This window comes from Kribbella speibonae (assembly GCF_004331375.1).
Classification (GTDB): Bacteria; Actinomycetota; Actinomycetes; order Propionibacteriales; family Kribbellaceae; genus Kribbella; species Kribbella sindirgiensis.
Genome location: NZ_SJKC01000004.1, coordinates 588,749 through 607,167 on the forward strand (window position 1 = coordinate 588,749; position 18,419 = coordinate 607,167).

The window sequence follows — 18,419 nt, forward strand, 5'->3', positions numbered from 1 at the left end:
CCGGCGGGCGACAATAGGGCGGTTATGGCTACCTCCCTTCCCCTTGTGTTCGATGAGCCGCGCCGTGCCAAGAAGCCGCCGCGGCACCTGGCCGATCTCTCCGGGGAGGAACGGCGTACGGCGGTCGAGGCGCTGGGCGAGCCTGCGTTCCGGGCCAAGCAGCTGTCCAACCACTACTTCTCCCGGCTGGTGTCCGACCCGGCCGAGATGACCGACCTGCCGGCCGCGACCCGCGACAAGCTCGTCGCGGACCTGATGCCGCCGCTGCTGACCCGGGTCCGGGACCTGGAGTGCGACAACGGCGAGACCCGCAAGACGCTGTGGAAGCTGCTCGACGGTTCGCTCGTCGAATCGGTCCTGATGCGGTACCCGGGCCGCGTGACGATGTGCGTGTCCTCGCAGGCCGGCTGCGGGATGGCGTGCCCGTTCTGCGCGACCGGCCAGGGCGGTCTGACGCGGAACATGACGACCGCGGAGATCGTCGAGCAGGTCGTCGACGGTGCGCGGGCGCTCGCGCGCGGCGAGGTCGCCGGCGGGCCGGGACGCGTCTCGAACATCGTGTTCATGGGTATGGGCGAGCCGATGGCCAACTACAAGGCCGTCATGGGCGCCGTCCGGCGGTTCACGGACCCGTCGCCCGAAGGTCTCGGGATCTCCGCGCGCGGTGTGACCGTGTCGACGGTCGGTCTGGTGCCACGGATCAACCAGCTGGCGACCGAGGGGATCCCGGTCACGCTCGCGCTGTCGCTGCACGCGCCGGACGACGAGCTGCGCGACGAGCTGGTGCCGATCAACAACCGCTGGAAGGTCGACGAGGTCCTGGACGCGGCCTGGGGCTACGCGCAGCAGACCAAGCGGCGGGTCTCGATCGAGTACGCGATGATCCGCGACATCAACGACCACGCCTGGCGGGCCGACCTGCTCGCCGAGAAGCTGAACGCCCGCGGCGACTGGGGCTGGGTGCACGTCAACCTGATCCCGCTGAACCCGACTCCGGGCTCGAAGTGGACCGCGTCCGACCCGGCCGACGAGCGCGAGTTCGTCCGCCGTCTCGAGGCCGGCGGCATCCCGGTCACGGTCCGCGACACCCGCGGTCAGGAGATCGACGGCGCCTGCGGCCAGCTCGCCGCCGCGAGCAAGTCCTGATGCTGAAGCCCGCCTTCGGCGTACGGCGGCTCGGGCAGCGGTACGACCGCGGCGAGGTCGACGCGTTCGTCGACCGCATCATCGCGACGGCCGAACGCCGCTCGGTCGGCCCGGACGTCACCGGCGACGACGTCCGCAACGCCGCGTTCAGTACGCCGCTGTTCGGCCCGGGCTATCCGGTCGAGGAAGTCGACACCTTCCTCGCCGAGGCGGAGCGCTGGCTGCCCGGCGGTCCGAGCACCACTGGTACGCCGGATGCGCGCGGAGGTACCGCTGGCGTGTCGGCGCCGCAGTTCTCCACGGTCCGGTGGCGTGAGGGCTACGCGATCGAAGAGGTGGACGAGTTCGTCGAGCGGGTGCTGGCGACCGCGAACGGCCTTCCGGTCAGTCGGCCGGTGACCACTGCGGAGATCCGCAACGTCCAGTTCAGCCCCGTCCGCCTCGCCGAGGGCTACGACATCGAGGAAGTCGATATGTTCCTCGACACAGCCGAAGGCTGGCTCGCCTAGAGCGTGGTGAGGATCTTCGCGAGGGCGGCTGGCTGGGAGAACATCGGCCAGTGTCCGGTGTTGAGCTCGACGAGCTCCCAGGACGGCGACTCGAGTTGCTCGGCGACCGCGGATGAGGGTGTCGCGCCGTCCATCAGACACTTGATGTACGTCGTCGGCAGCTCGCCGATCGGCCTGGTCAGCTGAGCCGGTTCGGAGATCGCGCGCCCGGGATGCGGCGTACCGCGCTCGAGGATCAGTGCGACAGCTTCCTCGGACAGATCCTGGTCGACATAGTCCTCGGCGCTCAGCGGCGGCCAGTACCCGCCTGAGGTCGCCAGTTGGTCCCGCACCCACGCCTGGCCCTCCTCGGACCAGCTGTCCACGAACGACTCCCCGTCGGCCGGAATATTCGAGTCGACGTACACCACACGCCGCAACCGGTCCCCGATCCGTCCCGCCGCCTGTCCCACCGGGACACCGGAGTAGCTGTGCCCCGCGAGCACCACGTCCCGCAGGTCGTTCTCCTCGACCACAGCCACGACGTCGTCGACGTGCTGCTGCTGACCGGCATCCACACCCTGCCGCTCGGCGAGTCCACTGAGCGTCACCGGGTAGACGTCATGCCCCTCACTCCGCAGCACCTCTGCGACCTCATCCCAAGCCCAAGCCCCCAACCAGGCCCCCGGCACCAACACGAAGTTCGTCATGCCCCGCACGGTAAACCACCCCACCGACAAACTGAGCCCCATGCACCTACGCCGGTACGAAGAGGCAGACCGCCCAGCCGTCCTCGCCCTCGCCCCACGCCTGACCGAAGGCGTAGCGCCCTGGCGCTCCTCCGAGAAAGTCCTGACAGCCGTCACCGAATGGGTCGCCGACGCCCTCGAACGCTCCGGCGACCCGGCCAGCTTCGTGTATGTCGCTGAGGACAGCGACGGCATTGCAGGCTTCGTCTCCGGCGAGCAGCGCACGCACTGGTCCGGTGATCCGGAGCTGTACGTCGGTGAGTTGGTGGTCGCTCCGGCGTATGAGGGTCGTGGTGTCGGGCGGGCGCTGATGGATGCCGTCACCGCTCACGCCAGACGATGTGGTCTGAGCACGATCTCGCTCGAGACCGGGGCTGCCAACGCCAACGCCCGTGCCTTCTACGGCCGGCTCGGGTTCGCGGAGGAGGACGTGAAGCTTACGAAGACCCTCAGCTGACCGGGGCGGCAGCTGCTGCTGGAGCAATGGGATGATCGGGGGGTGAAGATCCTCTCGGTTCAGTCGGCGGTGGCGCTTGGGCATGTGGGTAATTCGGCGGCTGTGTTTCCGCTTCAGCGGATTGGGGTGGAGGTGTTGCCGGTGTACACGGTGAACTTCTCCAATCACACCGGGTACGGGGCGTGGCGGGGGCCGATGATCAGTCCGGAGGACGTGCGAGAGGTTCTGCTCGGGATCGAGGATCGTGGGGTGCTTCCGCAGATCGACGTGGTGCTTTCGGGCTACCAGGGCGGTGACGGGATCGCTGACGTGATTCTTGAGACGGTGGAACGGGTGAAGGCGGCCAACCCCGCTGCGGTGTACTCCTGTGACCCGGTGATGGGCAACGCGAAGTCCGGGTGCTTCGTCGCTCCGGCGATCCCGGTGCTGCTGCGCGACCGGGTGGTTCCGGCTGCCGACATCATCACGCCCAACCAGTTCGAGCTGGGCTTCCTGACCGGTACCGAGCCTGACACGCTCGAGTCCACGCTGGCCGCGGTGGAGCTGGTCCGCGCGACCGGACCGCGCACGGTGCTCGTCACCAGCGTCGAGCGCCCTGAGCGCGAGGACGGCACGATCGAGATGCTGGCCGTCGACGACAGCGGCGCGTGGATCGTGCAAACGCCGTACATCCCGATGAAGGCGAACGGCTCGGGTGACGTGACGGCCGCGCTCTTCACGGCGCACTACCGCAGTACGGGCGATCTCGCGGATGCGCTCGCACGTACGACCTCGAGCGTCTTCGAGCTACTGACGCGCACCCACGAGTCGGGTGAGCGCGAGCTGCAGCTTGTCGAGTCACAGGACGCGTACGCCAACCCGCAGATGCAGTTCAAGCCACAGCAGGTCAGCTGACGAGTTCTGCGGCCTCGTCGATGGTGTCGACGAGGTGGATGGAGCCGGTCAGCGGGCGGTTGGCTGCCAGGGATGTCAACAACGGCCAGACGGGGAGCTTCACCGTCCAGTGGTCCACTCCCACCAGCACGAGGGGGATCTGGGTGGCCGCGTCGCCGTAGTAGTTGGGTGTGACGGCCTGGAAGACTTCCTGGACGGTGCCGGCGGCGCCGGGGAGGTAGATGATGCCGCCGCGGGCGCGGCCGAGGAGGACGTCCTCGCGCTGGGCGTTCGAGAAGTACTTCGCGATCGAGCCGGCGAACACGTTCGGCGGCTCGTGCCCGTAGAACCAGGTCGGGATCGACACCCCGCCGTTCCCCGGGAACCGGGCGCGCACACCGAGCCCGGCGGCCGCCCACGCGCCGATCGACGGGCGGAACGACGGTACGGCGGCCAGCTCGGTCAGCGCGGTGTCGACATCGGCCTCGTCGTACGACGCCAGCGACGCTCCGAGGTTGGCGGCCTCCATCGCCCCCGGACCGCCGCCGGTGACGACCAGGTGGTTGCGCCGGGCAAGCGAGCGGCCGAGCAGCACGGCGGCGCGGTAGTTGGCGTCGCCCCGCTGTACGCCGTGACCGCCCATCACCCCGACCCACGGCTCGTCGTCGGGCAGTTCCGCCAGCGCATCCGCGATCGCGTGATCGTGCAGCGAGGTGGCGAGCGTACGGCTCGTGTCGCCCTTCTCGTCGTGCTGCCGGGACCACGCGTAGATTCGGGCGTCCGGCGTGGCCTCGTACCCGTACTCGAGGCCGGCGTACAGCTCGTCCGCGTCGTACAGCCGCCCGCGATACGCGTCGAACGGCAGCTCCGGGATCGCCGGGAACACCAGCCCGCCGCCGTCCCGGACCCAGCCGTCGGCCTTGTCCTCCAGCAAGCAGCCGAGGAACACCGAGCCGGTCGGCTGCAGCCCCAGGAGTTCCGCCGTACGGCCGGTCAGATCCACCGACTGCACCCGCCACCCGGCCATCGCGGTGGCGCCCGCGGCCAGCAGCCGGTCGAACTGCTCCAACGACTCGATATCCACATGCGGAATGCTCGGCAACGTCACGGGGAGCACACTAATAGACGCCCGCTATCACCTGAGGTAATGCTTAGGGCATGACACATGCGGAGCTCTGGGAGCGTCACAAGGCCGTTATGCCGGCTTGGCTCGCGTTGTACTACGAGGAGCCGATCGAGATCGTGCAGGGGTCCGGGCGCCGGGTCACGGACGGTGAGGGGAACACGTACCTCGACTTCTTCGCCGGCATCCTGACCAACGCGATCGGGTACGACATCGCGGAGATCTCCGACGCGGTCCGCGAGCAGCTCTCGTCCGGGATCGCGCACACGTCGACGGTGTACCTGATCCGCAAGCAGATCGAGCTGGCCGAGCAGATCGCCGAGCTGTCCGGGATCCCGAACGCCAAGGTCTTCTTCGCCAACAGCGGCACCGAGGCGAACGAGACGGCGCTCCTGCTCGCGACCCAGAACCGCCGCTCCAACCAGGTGCTGGCGATGCGCAACTCGTACCACGGCCGCGCGTTCGGCACCGTCGCGATCACCGGCAACCGCGGCTGGTCCGCGAGCAGCCTGTCGCCGGTGAACGTGCAGTACGTGCAGGGCGCGTACCGGTACCGCAGCCCGTTCCGCGACCTGCCGGACGCGGAGTACATCAAGGTCTGCGTCGACGACCTGCGCAACGTCATCGAGACCACGACCGCGGGCGACGTCGCCTGCATGATCGCGGAGCCGATCCAGGGCGTCGGCGGGTTCTCGTCACCGCCGGACGGTCTGTACGCCGCGTTCAAGGAGGTCCTGGACGAGTACGGGATCCTGTTCGTCTCCGACGAGGTGCAGACCGGATGGGGCCGCACCGGCGACCACTTCTGGGGGATCCAGGCGCACGGCGTCGTCCCGGACGCGATGACGTTCGCGAAGGGCCTCGGCAACGGGTTCGCGATCGGCGGAGTGGTCGCGCGCGGTGACCTGATGGACAGCGTCAAGGCGAACTCGCTGTCGACGTTCGGCGGCAACCCGATCTCGACGAGCGCGGCGAAGGCCACGATCGACTACCTGCTCGACAAGGACCTGCAGGCCAACGCGGCCAAGCGCGGCGCGCAACTCGTCGACGGCCTGCGCGGCATCTCCGACGAGTTCCCCGAACTCGGCGACGTCCGCGGCAAGGGCCTGATGCTCGCCGCCGAGCTCGTCAAACCGGACGACAAGACCCCCGACGCTGCCGCGACGGCCAAGCTCCAGCAGGAAACCAAGAACCGCGGCCTCCTGGTCGGCAAGGGCGGCCTCTACGGCAACGTCCTCCGCATGGCACCCCCCATGACCCTCACCGAGGACGAGGCCGCCGAAGCCCTGGAAATCATCCGCGACTCCTTCAACACCCTCCGCTGACCAGCACACGAGCAAGGCCCCGGGACGAAGCGTCCCGGGGCCTCGGAAGTGAAGGCTGTTCAGCTGCCGGTGTCCGACGTGTCGTCGGCGCCGGTGGTGACACCGGTGAGGCCGGCACCGCCGGTCTGATCGATCGGGTCGGCGGTGAGCGGGCCGCCGGCCGAGCGGCCGCGGCGGCGCATCATGGTCTCGACCCGGTTGGCGAGCAGGCCGAGCAGGTAGTTCACAATCACGAAGATCGCACCCACGACGATCAGGGCCGGCAGCAGGTTCACCTTGAAGTTGCCGATCTGCTCCGCCTTCCGGAGCAGTTCCTCGTAGGTGATGATGTAGCCGAGCGCGGTGTCCTTGAGGATCACCACCAACTGGCCGACGATCGCCGGCAACATCGCCGTGATTGCCTGTGGCAACAGCACCAGCCGCATCGTCTTGCCGCCGGTCAGGCCGATCGCCAGCGCCGCCTCGCTCTGGCCCTTCGGCAGCGAGAAGACGCCGGAGCGAACGAGTTCGGCGACCACCGAGCCGTTGTACAGCGTCAGGGCGGTGACGACGGCCGCCAGGGCGTACCGCTCCGGCGGGAACACCTCGTAGTGCGCGTACAGCGCGAAGGTGAACAGCATCATCAGCAGCACCGGCACCGCGCGGAAGAACTCGACGATCACGCTGCAAGGCCACCGGATCCAGACGGCGGCCGACAGTCGCCCGACGCCCAGCAGGACCCCGACGATCATCGCCAGGACGACCGAGATCGCGGCTGCGGTCAGCGTTCCGGCCAGGCCGGGGAGCAGGTACGCGGTCCAGATCTCTCCGGTCAGGAACGGCTTCCACTTCGCCGCGGTGAGCTGCCCCTTCTCGTTGAACCTGTCGATGACGAACCAGAGAGCCAGGAGCAGTGCGACGATGCTGGCGACACCGACCGCGGCGTACAGGCGCTTCGACCGCGGGCCGGGCGCATCGAACAGAACGCTGCCGCTCATCGCTTCACCGCCAGCCGCTTGGACATCGAGGTGAACAGCATGCCGACCGGTAGCGTCAGGATGACGAAGCCGATGGCGAAGATGCCGAACACCACGAAGAGCACGTCGGGCCGGTTCTCGATCATCACCTTCATCACCGCGGAGGCCTCGGTGACACCGATGACGGAGGCGACCGTCGAGTTCTTGGTCAGCGCGATCAGCACGTTGCCCAGCGGCGTGATCGCACCGCGGAACGCCTGCGGCAGGACGACGTACCGCAGCGTCTTCAGGAACGGCAGGCCGATCGCGCGGGCCGCCTCGGCCTGTCCGAGCGGCACGGTGTTCACACCGCTACGGATCGCCTCGGCGACGAACGACGCGTGGTACACCGACAGGCCGAGGACGGCCAGGCGGAAGTTGTTGTCGTTGATGAAGGTGTTCGAGTCCTTGTTCGCCAGCGAGACACCGAGTTGCAGGAACAGCCCGAGGTTGCAGAACACGATGACCAGCGTCAGCGGGGTGTTCCGGACGATGTTCACGTAGGCGGTGCCGATCAGCTGCAGCACCCGGACCGGAGAGACCCGCATCACCGCCACGACAGTGCCGATCAGCAGTGCGAGCACCGCCGACAGCAGTGTCAGGTAGATGGTCGTCCGGAACGCCGCGAGACCGTCGTACTCGGAGAAGAACTCCGAAATCACGTCCATGTTTCTCCTGCTGGGGAACGAGGTGGAGATCAGCGCGCCGGGGAGGGACCGCGAACGGTCCCTCCCCGGCGGCGTCGATCAGGCGCAGGCGTCGAAGGTCTTCGGCGGGTTCGTCGCCGCGTCGAGCTTCAGCCCGGACGGGCCGAGGTTCTTGTCGAAGGCCTTCTGCCACTCGCCGGAGTCGACCATCTTCTTCAGCGCGTCGTTGACCTTGGTGCAGGTCTCGGTGTCGCCCTTCTTCAGGCCGACGCCGTAGCGCTCGGTCGAGAAGGTCTTGCCGACCACCTTGAACTTGCCCTGGTTGGCGGCCTGCGAGGCGTAGCCGGCCAGGATGGTGTTGTCCGTGGTCAGTGCGTCGACCGCGCCGGCGCCGAGGGCCTCGACGCACTTGGAGTAGCCGTCGTACTCCTGCAGCTGCACGGTCTTGGCGAACTTGTCCTTGACCTTCTGCGCCGACGTGGAGCCGGTCACCGAACACAGCTTCTTGCCGTTCAGCGCGTCCGGACCGGTGATGTCGGTGTTGTCGGCCTTGACCAGCAGGTCCTGGCCGGCGGTCAGGTACGGACCGGCGAAGGAGACCTTCTCCTTGCGCGCGTCGGTGATCGAGTACGACGCGAAGATCATCTTGACCTGCCCGTTGGCCAGCAGCGTCTCGCGCTGGGCCGACGGGGACTCCTTGAACGTGATGTTGTCCTCGGAGTAGCCGAGCTCCTTGGCGACGTACTTCGCCACGTCGACGTCCATGCCGGTGTAGTTCGTGCCTTCCTTGAGGCCGATACCGGGCTGGTCGTACTTGATGCCGATGGTGATCTTCTCACCACCGCTGGAGCCGGAGCCCGAGCCCGAGTCGTCGCCGCAAGCGACCAGTCCGGTCGCAGCCAGCCCCGCGATGCCGAGGGCAGCGATGATTCGCTGTCGCATTGTCTTTTCCTCCGTTGTTTCGGTACTGCGCTGAGAACGGCCGGTGCGGTCAGTGGGTGAGGATCTTCGAGAGGAAGTCCTGCGCCCGCTTGGTCTGCGGGTCGGTGAAGAACTTCTCCGGCTCGGCTTCCTCGACGATCTGCCCGTCGGCCATGAAGACGACCCGGTTCGCCGCCCGGCGGGCGAAGCCCATCTCGTGGGTCACCACGACCATCGTCATGCTCTGGCCGGCGAGGTCGACCATGACGTCGAGGACCTCCTTGATCATCTCCGGGTCCAGCGCCGAGGTCGGCTCGTCGAACAGCATCACCTTGGGGTCCATGGCGAGTGCGCGGGCGATCGCCACGCGCTGCTGCTGACCGCCGGACAGCTGAGCCGGGTACTTCGCCGCCTGGGCGCCGACGCCGACGCGGTCGAGCAACGCCTTCGCGCGCTCGTCCGCCTCTGACTTGGACTTGCCGCGGACCTTGGTCGGGCCGAGGGTGACGTTCTGCAGGATCGTCTTGTGCGCGAACAGGTTGAACGACTGGAACACCATGCCGACGTCGGCCCGCAGCCTCGCGAGGGCCTTGCCCTCGCTGGGCAGCGGCTGGCCGTCGAGCATGATGCTGCCGGAGTCGATCGGCTCCAGCCGGTTGATCGCGCGGCAGAGCGTCGACTTACCGGACCCGGACGGCCCGATCACCACGACGACCTCGCCCTGATCGATGGACAGGTTGATGTCCTTCAGGACGTGCAGTTCGCCGAAATGTTTGTTGACGTCGGTCAGCGCTACCAGACCGGTGTTCGTCAAGGTGCCGGAATCGCTCATGGCCAGAACCTAGCGGAGCCGGGGGTGCGGTCGCAGGCCCGGGTGGTTCCACGGTGGTAACGATCTGCAATAAACGCAGCGGATCGTGACCCCTCGATCACAGACTGCTCGGGTTTGTCCGTTTCTGATCGGGGCGCCCCGTCAGGTGACGATTCCGTACTCGCGGATCTTGCGGTAGATAGTTGCCCGGGACATCCCGAGCGCGGTGGCGGAGGCCTTCTTGTCACCGTCGTACGTCGACAACGCGTCGACGATCGCGTCCCGCTCGAGGGCTTCGATCGGGGTCAGCTGCCGACGGGTCGTGGCCCTGCACTCGGGCGGCAGATCGGCCAGCTCGACCACGCCGGACCGGCGGCGCCTGGCGACCGCCGCGAGGACCGACCGCAGATGGGTGATGTTGCCCGCCCACGGCAGCCGCATCAGCTGGTTCATCGTGGCGGTGGAGAACGTCAGGCCGTTGACCCCGGCCTTCGCGAGCAGCGCCCGGACGAGCGCCGGGACGTCCTCGACGTGATGCCGCAGCGGCGGCACTTCGACGGTGCGCGGAAAGAAGGCCAGCAGTTCGTCGGCGATCTCGGTGCGGTCCGCGGGCAGCGTGAGCGCGACCCAGGCGTCCCCGGCCGTCGCGCCGTCGCGGACGCTCTGCAGGAGCTCGGTGAAGCCGTCGAGAACCTCGCCGGTCAGCAGGTGCGCCCGGCGGATGATCAGGTCGGCGCCGGACTCCAGCTCCGCGCGGGCCTCGGCCACCAGGTCCTCGCCCGTCACCGCCGGATCGAGGACCGCGAGCCGCCGGTCGGGCGCCACCTGCCGTCGGACCGCGCGCAGCAGCGACAGCTTGCCCGCGCCCGGCTCGCCGTCGGCGATCAGCCATTCGGCCCGGCTGCACGCGTGCAGCATCTCCTGGATGATGTGCTGCCAGACCGCGCTGGTTCCCGTCGTTCCGGGCACCACCGGGAAGCGCGTCACCTGATGCCCGCGGGCCGGGAGACGTTGCTCCTTGATCTGGATCACCCCGCCGGCGAGGGTGTCGCCGACGAAGGTCGGCCGGTAGGCCATCCGGGCTGTGGTCCCGCTGGGCAGATCGGTGAGGAAGATCTGCGGTTTCGTGCCGCCGCGCGCGTCGCGGGTGCGGTCGATCAGGGCCGCCTGGTCGACGGCGTCGAAGCGCGCCTGCACGTAGGCGTTCATCATGAAGACCTCGTCGCCGAGTGCGAGCACCGGTCCGCCGCTGTGCCGGCAGGCGGCGTAGTAGTCACTGAGCAAGGCGTGGTCGAGTGCGTTCGCCTCCTCGACGACCCGCTCGTGGATCCGCCGCGCCGCGAGTTTCGCGAACGACAGCAGGATCGAGTTCGAGTTCCTGGCCTGGGTGGTGATGTCCAGTACGCCGAGCAGGCCGCCGGTGACCGGATGCGTGATCGGGGCGCCGGCGCAAGAGAACATCCGCAGCTTCCCGTTGTAGTGCTCGGCGCCGTCGACCAGGATCGGTCCGCACACCTCGAGCGCCGTACCGATCCCGTTGGTCCCGACCGCGGACTCGGCGTACTGGAATCCGGGGGCGAGGTCGACCGAGTCCAGCCGCCGGAGCAGGGCGGGGTCGCCGCCGCGGCGGTCCAGGACGACGCCTTTCGCGTCGGTCAGGATGATGCAGACCGGCTCGTTGTGGAGCTCCGCGGACAGCGCGTCGATGACCGGCCGGGCCGCCCGCATCAGCGTGGTCTCCCGGTCGATCCGGTCGAAGTACACGGGCGCCGGGCGATCGATGTCCACCTGGGAGGCGTGTGAACGCTCCCACGAGAACTTGATCGGATCGCGGACCGGTTGCACAGCACCCATGACCGTCTCCTTCACGTCCGTCACCAGCGGAACTGCTCCCACGGTAGCCGCCTGACACCGGACCGCCATCTCACATTGAGACACAGAGACCTCCGATCGGCGGCTTTCATCTCTTCTCAACCCCGATGATGGAGGCCCCAATTGAGCAGGCAGAGTCTCACCAAGGCGCACGCCAAGATCACCGAGCTGTCCTGGGAACCGACGTTCGCGACCCCCGCGACCCGGTTCGGCACCGACTACACGTTCGAGAAGGCGCCGAAGAAGGACCCGCTGAAGCAGATCATGCGGTCCTACTTCCCGATGGAGGAGGAGAAGGACAACCGCGTGTACGGCGCCATGGACGGCGCGATCCGCGGGAACATGTTCCGCCAGGTGCAGCAGCGCTGGCTGGAGTGGCAGAAGCTGTTCCTCAGCATCATCCCGTTCCCGGAGATCTCGGCCGCGCGGGCGATGCCGATGGCGATCGACGCCGTACCGAACCCGGAGATCCACAACGGGCTCGCCGTGCAGATGATCGACGAGGTCAGGCACTCGACGATCCAGATGAACCTCAAGCGCCTGTACATGAACAACTACATCGACCCGGCCGGGTTCGACATGACCGAGAAGGCGTTCGCGAACAACTACGCGGGCACCATCGGCCGGCAGTTCGGCGAGGGGTTCATCACCGGTGACGCGATCACCGCCGCGAACATCTACCTGACCGTGGTCGCCGAGACCGCGTTCACCAACACGCTGTTCGTCGCGATGCCCGACGAGGCGGCCGCGAACGGCGACTACCTGCTGCCGACCGTGTTCCACTCGGTGCAGTCGGACGAGTCGCGGCACATCAGCAACGGGTACTCGATCCTGCTGATGGCACTGGCCGACGAGCGCAACCGGCCGCTGCTGGAGCGCGACCTGCGGTACGCGTGGTGGAACAACCACTGCGTCGTGGACGCGGCGATCGGCACGTTCATCGAGTACGGCACAAAGGACCGCCGCAAGGACCGCGAGTCGTACGCCGAGATGTGGCGGCGCTGGATCTACGACGACTACTACCGCAGCTACCTGCTGCCGCTGGAGAAGTACGGGCTCACGATCCCGCACGACCTGGTCGAGGAAGCGTGGAACCGGATCACCAACAAGGGCTACGTGCACGAGGTGGCGCGGTTCTTCGCGACCGGCTGGCCGGTGAACTACTGGCGGATCGACGCGATGACCGACAAGGACTTCGAGTGGTTCGAGCACAAGTACCCGGGCTGGTACTCGAAGTACGGCAAGTGGTGGGAGAACTACAACCGGCTCGCGTACCCCGGCCGGAACAAGCCGATCGCGTTCGAAGAGGTCGGGTACCAGTACCCGCACCGCTGCTGGACGTGCATGGTGCCGGCGCTGATCCGCGAGGACATGGTGGTCGAGAAGGTCGACGACCAGTGGCGTACGTACTGCTCGGAGACCTGCTACTGGACCGACGCGGTCGCGTTCCGCGGCGAGTACGACGGCCGGCCGACGCCGAACATGGGCCGCCTGACCGGGTTCCGCGAGTGGGAGACCCTGCACCACAACAAGGACCTCGCCGACATCGTCCAGGACCTCGGGTACGTGCGTGACGACGGCAAGACCCTGATCGGCCAGCCGCATCTCGACCTCGACGACCCGAAGAAGCTGTGGACCCTCGACGACGTCCGGGGCAACACGTTCATGAGCCCGAACGTGCTGCTGAACGAGATGTCCGATACCGACCGCGAGGCCCACGTGGCGGCGTACCGGGCCAACGGCACCAAGCCCGCGGCCTGAGGAGGTCCCGGTGGCCGATAAACACCGTATCCAGTTCGAACCGGTCGGCATCGAGATGGAGGTCGGCGAGGAGGAGAAGATCCTGGACGCCGCGTTCCGGCAGGGGATCCATCTGATGCACGGCTGCCGGGAAGGGCAGTGCTCGGCGTGCAAGTCGTACCTGCTCGAGGGCGACATCCAGATGGAGCGCTACTCGACGTTCGCCTGCAACGACGCGGAAGTGGCCGAGGGGTACGTGCTGCTCTGCAAGTCGCACGCGTACAGCGACTGCACGATCGAGCTGCTCAACTACGACGAGGACGAACTGCTCGGCGGGATCCCGATCCGGACCGTGAACACACGGGTCGTGGCGATCGAACCCGTCACCCGCGACATCGTGTCGCTGCGGCTGGAACCCGCCGAACAGTTCGACTTCAAGCCGGGGCAGTACGTCGACCTGACCATCCCCGGCACCGACGAACACCGCTCGTTCTCGATGGCGACAACACCCGGGACACCCTCGGGCGAGATCGAGTTCCTGATCAAGAAGTACCCCGGCGGCCGGTTCTCCGGCTTGCTCGACGACGGCCTGGCGGTCGGCGACGAGATCTCCATGACCGGTCCGTACGGGTCGTCGACGCTGAAGGACGGCCACGTGCTGCCGGTGGTGTGTGTGGCCGGCGGGGCAGGGATGGCGCCCATCCTGTCGATCCTGCGGCACCTGAAGGAGACCGGCAGCACGCGTCCGGTCCGCTTCTACTACGGCGCCCGTACGGCGGCTGACCTGTTCTACCTGGACGCGATCGAGGAGCTCGGCTTCGAGTTCATCGCGTGCCTGTCCGAGTCGGCTCAGGGCGCGGACGGTCTGCAGGTCGAGGAGGGCAACGTCACCGACGTCGTCGAGCGGCGGGAGGCCGAGCTGCACCGCAGCGAGGTCTACCTGTGCGGCCCGCCGCCGATGGTCGACGCCGCCTTGGCGTTGCTGGAGGCAAGCAACGTGCCGAAGGACCAGGTCTTCTACGACAAGTTCACCAGTCCAGCGACTACCGATGGAGCCTGAGATGACAGAAACCAAGCAGCGCAGCTTCCCGACGATCGAGTTCACCGACTCCGAGGCCGGCGCGCTGGAGTTCCCGAGCTCGACGAGCCGCGCGTACAACTACTACAAGCCGGCCAAGCTGCGGGCGACGATGTACGAGGACGTCACCGTCGACGTACAGCCGGACCCTGAGCGGCACCTGAGCCAGGGGTGGATCTACGGCTTCGGCGACGGTCCCGGCGGCTACCCGAAGGAGTGGACGGCCGCGAAGTCGTCGAACTGGCACGCGTTCCTCGACCCGAACGAGGAGTGGAACCAGACGATCTACCGGAACAACTCCGCGATCGTCCGCCAGGTCGACCTCGGGCTGCAGAACGCCAAGCGGGCCAGGGCGTACGACGCCTGGAACCCTGCCTGGCTGACGTTCATCGAGCGCAACCTGGGCGCCTGGATGCACGCCGAGAACGGCCTCGCCCTGCACGTGTTCACGAGCATCCAGCGGTCCGGCCCGACGAACATGATCAACACCGCGGTCGCGGTCAACGCTGCCCACAAGATGCGCTTCGCGCAGGACCTCGCGCTCTTCAACCTGGACCTGTCGGAGGCCGACGTACCGTTCGACGGCGCCGCCCACCAAGAGGTCTGGAAGAGCGCGCCGGAATGGCAGCCGACCCGTGAGGCGGTCGAGCGGCTGACGGCCGTGGGCGACTGGTGCGAGCTGCTCTTCGCCACCAACATCGTCTTCGAGCAGCTGGTCGGATCGCTGTTCCGGACTGAGCTGGTGATGCAGATCGCCGCGCGGAACGGCGACTACATCACGCCGACCATCGTCGGCACCGGCGAGCACGACTACGACCGCGACCTCGGGTACACCCGCAACCTGTTCCGGCTGCTGACCCGCGACGCCGAGTACGGCGAGGCCAACAAGGCGCTGTTCGGCGAATGGATGGCGACCTGGGTTCCGCGCTGCCTCGACGCCGCGCACGCCCTGCAGCCGATCTGGTCGCAGCCGGCCGAGAAGTCCGTCACGTTCGCGTCCAGCCTGGACGCGGCCAAGCAGAAGTTCCGTTCGCTGCTCGAGGATCTCGGGCTCGACTCTCCGAAGGAGCTGGACCAGTGAGCATGCAGTTCGGATCGGCCACCGAGTTCTCCAACAAGTGCGGCGTGACCTTGATGAACACGCCGATCGGCCGGGTCGTCGCGGAGGTGATGGGGGCCAAGGAGGGCGTCGAGCTCACCGAGTACCCCTCGATGATCCGGGTCGACGGCGTGGGCCTGCTGAACTTCGACTACGCCGAGCTGACCGACGCGCTCGGGTCGGAGTTCGACGGCTCCGTCTTCGAGGAGATCAGCTCGACCCACTACGGCCGGATGGTGCACCTGGACGACAAGACCATCCTGTTCGCCAGCCCGGAGGACGCGGCCGAGTACATCGGCTTCGACCTCACCACGAAGTGAGGAAGCGATGTACGAGAAGAACGGCGAGAAGTACTTCATCGTCGACGCGCACATCGCCCTGTGGGACGCCCGCGCCGCGAACCAGAAGAACATCCACGGCAAGCAGTTCATCGACTGCTTCTACGACTACCACAAGAACCTCAGCCCCGAGGCCGAGGTCTGGGACTACGACACCTACACCTACTACGGCGGCCAGCGGTTGCTGAAGGACCTCTTCGAGGACGGGTACGTCGACCACGCGATCTTCCAGCCCGCGATCCTGAACGACTTCTACGTCAGCGGTTTCGGGCAGACCGAGGACGCCCTCGCGCTGACCCGGGCGAACCCCGGCAAGCTCACCTACAACCACGCCTGGGACCCGCGGCACGCCGAGGCCGGGCTCGAGCAACTGCGCAAGGACGCCGCGCGGATGAACCTGCAGGGCGTCAAGCTCTACACCGCCGAGTGGTACGGCGACTCGCGCGGCTGGAAGCTGGACGACCCGTGGTCGCGGCGCTATCTCGAGGAGTGCCTCGAGCTCGGGATCAAGAACATCCACGTCCACAAGGGCCCCACCATCCGGCCGCTGGACCGGGACTCGTTCGACGTCGCCGACATCGACAAGGTGGCGACCGACTACACCGAGCTCAACTTCATCGTCGAGCACGTCGGGCTGCCCCGGCTGGAGGACTTCTGCTGGATCGCGACGCAGGAGCCCAACGTGTACGGCGGTCTCGCGGTGGCGATGCCGTTCATCCACACCCGGCCGGGGTACTTCGCGCAGATCATCGGCGAGCTGCTCTACTGGATCGGCGAGGACCGGATCCTGTTCTCCAGCGACTACGCGCTCTGGACGCCGAAGTGGCTGGTGGAGGCGTTCGTCGACTTCCAGATCCCGGCGGAGCTGACCGAGTACGCGCCCATCACCGTTGCGCAGAAGAAGAAGATCCTCGGGCTGAACGCGGCCGCGCTGTACGGCCTCGACGTACCTGAGGAGCTGCAGCTCCCCGCCGGGGCGACCGAAACAGCCGTGGCTTCATGACCGCGGTCGTCACCTCGCTGCAGTCCGAGGTAGTCGCGGCCCTGGCGACCGTTGTCGACCCGGAGCTGGACCAGCCCATCACCGACCTCGGCTTCGTCCGGTCGATCCGTATCGACCGGACCGGTGTGACGGTCCATCTCCGGCTACCGACCTCGTTCTGCGCGCCCAACTTCGCCTACCTGATGGCATCCGACGCGGTTGACGCCCTGCGTCGGGTGCCGGGCGTGGGTGTGGTGAGCGTGCTGCTCGACGATCACCACGACTCGGACAAGATCAACGCCGGCCTGGCCGCGGACGCGGGGTACGTCGGCACCTTCGGATCCGAGGCGGAGCAGGACCTGGACGAGCTGCGCAGGATCTTCCAGCGCAAAGCGCACACGGCCGCGATGGAGCGCAGCGTGATGGCGCTGCTCAGGTCCACCGGTACGACCGTGGAGCAGTTGCCCGGGCTCACGCTCGGGCAACTGCCCGGCGGCCCGCACACCGAAGCCCTGTTGCGTCGTCGCGCCGCCATCGGACTGGGCATCCGGCCGGACGACCTGGTGTTCGTCGACGACGACGGCGTACCGGTGCCGCCCGAGGCCGTGCCGGCGCGGTTGCGCTTCGCCAAGGCCGTGCGGATCTCGGTCGAAGGCAACGCGCACTTCTGCCGCGGCCTGCTGGCCACCAGGTACGACAACGAACCGGGCGGCATCGTCACCGACACGAGGAGGACCACATGAGAGCGGTGCAGGTGATCGGGTACCACACCAAGCTTCAGCTCACCGAAATCCCGGAACCGAAGATCACCGGGCCGCTGGACGTGATCGTGCGGGTCGGCGGCGCGGGCGTCTGCAGGACCGATCTGCACATCCTCGAAGGACAGTGGGCGGAGAAGAGCGGCGTACGGCTCCCGTACACGATCGGGCACGAGAACGCGGGCTGGGTGCACAAGGTCGGCGACGCCGTCACGAACGTCGCCGTCGGCGACAAGGTGATCCTGCACCCGTTGATCACCTGTGGACTCTGCCGCGCCTGCCGGTCCGGCGACGACGTGCACTGCGAGGCGTCGGCGTTCCCTGGCATCGACACCGACGGCGGGTACGCCGACTACCTGCGGACGACGGCCCGCTCCGTCGTACGGATCGACGACGGACTGGAGCCGGCCGACGTCGCCGCGCTCGCGGACGCCGGGCTGACCGCGTACCACGCGGCGGCGAAGGCTGCGCGCATCTTGCGCCCGGGGGCTGTCTGCGTGCTGATCGGCGCGGGCGGGCTCGGGCACATCGGGATCCAGGTATTGAAGGCGATCTCGGCCGCGACCCTGGTCGTCGTCGACCGCAACCAGGCGGCGGTCGACCTGGCCGTCGAGATCGGCGCCGACCACGGAATCGTTGCTGACGGCACCCATATCGAGCAGGTCCGGGCGCTGACCGGCCGGCACGGTGCGGAAGCCGTGATCGACTTCGTCGGCGAAGGCGGCGCGACCGCCGACGGGATCGAGATGCTGCGCCGGGCCGGCACCTACTACGTGGTCGGGTACGGCGAGAACCTCGACGTACCGACCATCGACGTCATCTCGAGCGAGATCAACTTCGTCGGGAACCTGGTCGGGTCCTACAACGACCTGCAGGACCTGATGGAGCTCGCGGCGCGCGGCAAGGTCGCGCTGCACACCACGAAGTACCCGCTGGAGGACTTCCAGCAGGCCCTCGACGACCTCGACCGCGGCCGGGTCCGCGGCCGGGCGATCCTCATTCCCTAGAAGGAGCTGA

General features: G+C 67.6%; 19 protein-coding genes. 12 read left to right on the forward strand and 7 right to left on the reverse strand.

All coding sequences use genetic code 11. The annotated features are described in order from the left end of the window. The first annotated feature begins 24 nt into the window (after window positions 1-24). A complete protein-coding gene (gene rlmN, locus E0H92_RS30880) occupies window positions 25-1,146 on the forward strand; it encodes a dual-specificity RNA methyltransferase RlmN (protein WP_131464066.1) in 1,122 nt (373 codons plus the stop codon). Continuing rightward, window positions 1,146-1,655, forward strand: a complete 510-nt coding sequence (locus E0H92_RS45595; protein ID WP_131498720.1) for a DivIVA domain-containing protein — start codon at window positions 1,146-1,148, stop codon at window positions 1,653-1,655. Before rlmN ends, E0H92_RS45595 begins: the two co-directional genes overlap by 1 nt. On the opposite strand, the gene E0H92_RS30890 is transcribed toward E0H92_RS45595, so the two are convergent. Next, on the reverse strand, window positions 1,652-2,344 hold the full coding sequence (locus E0H92_RS30890) for an alpha/beta fold hydrolase (RefSeq protein ID WP_131498721.1): 693 nt from the start codon (window positions 2,342-2,344) through the stop codon (window positions 1,652-1,654). The two genes, E0H92_RS45595 and E0H92_RS30890, sit on opposite strands and share 4 nt — an antisense overlap. 40 nt (window positions 2,345-2,384) lie before the next feature. On the opposite strand from E0H92_RS30890, the gene E0H92_RS30895 reads away from it, so the two are divergent. Continuing rightward, a complete protein-coding gene (locus E0H92_RS30895) occupies window positions 2,385-2,840 on the forward strand; it encodes a GNAT family N-acetyltransferase (protein ID WP_165550111.1) in 456 nt (151 codons plus the stop codon). Between the two features lie 42 nt (window positions 2,841-2,882). Beyond that, window positions 2,883-3,734: a pyridoxal kinase PdxY gene (gene pdxY, locus E0H92_RS30900; protein ID WP_131498723.1), complete on the forward strand. Its 852-nt coding sequence runs from the start codon at window positions 2,883-2,885 to the stop codon at window positions 3,732-3,734. Here pdxY and E0H92_RS30905 read toward each other — a convergent pair. Further along, window positions 3,727-4,821, reverse strand: a complete 1,095-nt coding sequence (locus E0H92_RS30905; protein ID WP_420843842.1) for an LOG family protein — start codon at window positions 4,819-4,821, stop codon at window positions 3,727-3,729. The genes pdxY and E0H92_RS30905 overlap by 8 nt on opposite strands. A gap of 50 nt (window positions 4,822-4,871) precedes the next feature. On the opposite strand from E0H92_RS30905, the gene E0H92_RS30910 reads away from it, so the two are divergent. Beyond that, window positions 4,872-6,161 (forward strand): aspartate aminotransferase family protein, encoded by a 1,290-nt coding sequence (locus tag E0H92_RS30910; RefSeq protein ID WP_131498724.1) that lies wholly within the window; start codon window positions 4,872-4,874, stop codon window positions 6,159-6,161. A gap of 59 nt (window positions 6,162-6,220) precedes the next feature. Here the strand turns inward: E0H92_RS30910 and E0H92_RS30915 are convergent, their stop codons facing one another. From E0H92_RS30915 to E0H92_RS30935, 5 genes are all read right to left on the reverse strand, one after another. Continuing rightward, window positions 6,221-7,138 carry an amino acid ABC transporter permease gene (locus tag E0H92_RS30915; protein ID WP_131498725.1) on the reverse strand — a complete coding sequence of 306 codons (918 nt, stop codon included), beginning with the start codon at window positions 7,136-7,138 and terminating at the stop codon, window positions 6,221-6,223. Next, the gene (locus E0H92_RS30920) at window positions 7,135-7,824 is read right to left on the reverse strand and encodes an amino acid ABC transporter permease (RefSeq protein WP_131296536.1); all 690 of its coding nucleotides are present in this window, start codon (window positions 7,822-7,824) and stop codon (window positions 7,135-7,137) included. Before E0H92_RS30920 ends, E0H92_RS30915 begins: the two co-directional genes overlap by 4 nt. A gap of 78 nt (window positions 7,825-7,902) precedes the next feature. Next, on the reverse strand, window positions 7,903-8,745 hold the full coding sequence (locus E0H92_RS30925; protein WP_131498726.1) for a glutamate ABC transporter substrate-binding protein: 843 nt from the start codon (window positions 8,743-8,745) through the stop codon (window positions 7,903-7,905). A 49-nt stretch (window positions 8,746-8,794) separates the two neighbouring features. Next, window positions 8,795-9,556 (reverse strand): amino acid ABC transporter ATP-binding protein, encoded by a 762-nt coding sequence (locus E0H92_RS30930; RefSeq protein ID WP_131464087.1) that lies wholly within the window; start codon window positions 9,554-9,556, stop codon window positions 8,795-8,797. Between the two features lie 141 nt (window positions 9,557-9,697). After that, window positions 9,698-11,389, reverse strand: a complete 1,692-nt coding sequence (locus E0H92_RS30935) for a sigma-54-dependent Fis family transcriptional regulator (RefSeq protein ID WP_131498727.1) — start codon at window positions 11,387-11,389, stop codon at window positions 9,698-9,700. A gap of 141 nt (window positions 11,390-11,530) precedes the next feature. On the opposite strand from E0H92_RS30935, the gene E0H92_RS30940 reads away from it, so the two are divergent. The 7 genes from E0H92_RS30940 to E0H92_RS30970 are packed head-to-tail and all read left to right on the forward strand — an operon-like array spanning window position 11,531 to window position 18,409. Then, on the forward strand, window positions 11,531-13,168 hold the full coding sequence (locus E0H92_RS30940) for a ferritin family protein (RefSeq protein WP_131464091.1): 1,638 nt from the start codon (window positions 11,531-11,533) through the stop codon (window positions 13,166-13,168). A 10-nt stretch (window positions 13,169-13,178) separates the two neighbouring features. Continuing rightward, window positions 13,179-14,207 carry an FAD-binding oxidoreductase gene (locus E0H92_RS30945; RefSeq protein WP_131498728.1) on the forward strand — a complete coding sequence of 343 codons (1,029 nt, stop codon included), beginning with the start codon at window positions 13,179-13,181 and terminating at the stop codon, window positions 14,205-14,207. Between the two features lies 1 nt (window position 14,208). Then, window positions 14,209-15,306 carry an aromatic/alkene monooxygenase hydroxylase subunit beta gene (locus tag E0H92_RS30950; protein ID WP_131464095.1) on the forward strand — a complete coding sequence of 366 codons (1,098 nt, stop codon included), beginning with the start codon at window positions 14,209-14,211 and terminating at the stop codon, window positions 15,304-15,306. Between the two features lie 2 nt (window positions 15,307-15,308). Beyond that, window positions 15,309-15,644, forward strand: coding sequence for a propane 2-monooxygenase effector subunit MimD (gene mimD, locus E0H92_RS30955; protein WP_130387800.1), 336 nt, complete (start codon window positions 15,309-15,311; stop codon window positions 15,642-15,644). Between the two features lie 7 nt (window positions 15,645-15,651). Next, complete coding sequence (locus E0H92_RS30960) at window positions 15,652-16,665, forward strand: amidohydrolase family protein (RefSeq protein WP_131498729.1); 1,014 nt, start codon at window positions 15,652-15,654, stop codon at window positions 16,663-16,665. After that, window positions 16,662-17,387, forward strand: coding sequence for an iron-sulfur cluster assembly protein (locus tag E0H92_RS30965; protein ID WP_131498730.1), 726 nt, complete (start codon window positions 16,662-16,664; stop codon window positions 17,385-17,387). The genes E0H92_RS30960 and E0H92_RS30965 overlap by 4 nt, the downstream gene beginning before the upstream one ends. After that, complete coding sequence (locus E0H92_RS30970) at window positions 17,384-18,409, forward strand: NAD(P)-dependent alcohol dehydrogenase (RefSeq protein ID WP_131498731.1); 1,026 nt, start codon at window positions 17,384-17,386, stop codon at window positions 18,407-18,409. Before E0H92_RS30965 ends, E0H92_RS30970 begins: the two co-directional genes overlap by 4 nt. The last annotated feature ends 10 nt before the right edge of the window (window positions 18,410-18,419 follow it).

Excerpts from the sequence above, each read along its gene's own strand:
- rlmN (WP_131464066.1), top strand. The coding sequence starts at position 25 with ATGGCTACCTCCCTTCCCCTTGTGTTCGATGAGCCGCGCCGTGCCAAG.
- E0H92_RS45595 (WP_131498720.1), top strand. The coding sequence starts at position 1,146 with ATGCTGAAGCCCGCCTTCGGCGTACGGCGGCTCGGGCAGCGGTACGAC.
- E0H92_RS30890 (WP_131498721.1), bottom strand. The coding sequence starts at position 2,344 with ATGACGAACTTCGTGTTGGTGCCGGGGGCCTGGTTGGGGGCTTGGGCT.
- E0H92_RS30895 (WP_165550111.1), top strand. The coding sequence starts at position 2,385 with ATGCACCTACGCCGGTACGAAGAGGCAGACCGCCCAGCCGTCCTCGCC.
- E0H92_RS30910 (WP_131498724.1), top strand. The coding sequence starts at position 4,872 with ATGACACATGCGGAGCTCTGGGAGCGTCACAAGGCCGTTATGCCGGCT.
- E0H92_RS30915 (WP_131498725.1), bottom strand. The coding sequence starts at position 7,138 with ATGAGCGGCAGCGTTCTGTTCGATGCGCCCGGCCCGCGGTCGAAGCGC.
- E0H92_RS30920 (WP_131296536.1), bottom strand. The coding sequence starts at position 7,824 with ATGGACGTGATTTCGGAGTTCTTCTCCGAGTACGACGGTCTCGCGGCG.
- E0H92_RS30925 (WP_131498726.1), bottom strand. The coding sequence starts at position 8,745 with ATGCGACAGCGAATCATCGCTGCCCTCGGCATCGCGGGGCTGGCTGCG.
- E0H92_RS30930 (WP_131464087.1), bottom strand. The coding sequence starts at position 9,556 with ATGAGCGATTCCGGCACCTTGACGAACACCGGTCTGGTAGCGCTGACC.
- E0H92_RS30935 (WP_131498727.1), bottom strand. The coding sequence starts at position 11,389 with ATGGGTGCTGTGCAACCGGTCCGCGATCCGATCAAGTTCTCGTGGGAG.
- E0H92_RS30950 (WP_131464095.1), top strand. The coding sequence starts at position 14,209 with ATGACAGAAACCAAGCAGCGCAGCTTCCCGACGATCGAGTTCACCGAC.
- mimD (WP_130387800.1), top strand. The coding sequence starts at position 15,309 with ATGCAGTTCGGATCGGCCACCGAGTTCTCCAACAAGTGCGGCGTGACC.
- E0H92_RS30960 (WP_131498729.1), top strand. The coding sequence starts at position 15,652 with ATGTACGAGAAGAACGGCGAGAAGTACTTCATCGTCGACGCGCACATC.
- E0H92_RS30965 (WP_131498730.1), top strand. The coding sequence starts at position 16,662 with ATGACCGCGGTCGTCACCTCGCTGCAGTCCGAGGTAGTCGCGGCCCTG.
- E0H92_RS30970 (WP_131498731.1), top strand. The coding sequence starts at position 17,384 with ATGAGAGCGGTGCAGGTGATCGGGTACCACACCAAGCTTCAGCTCACC.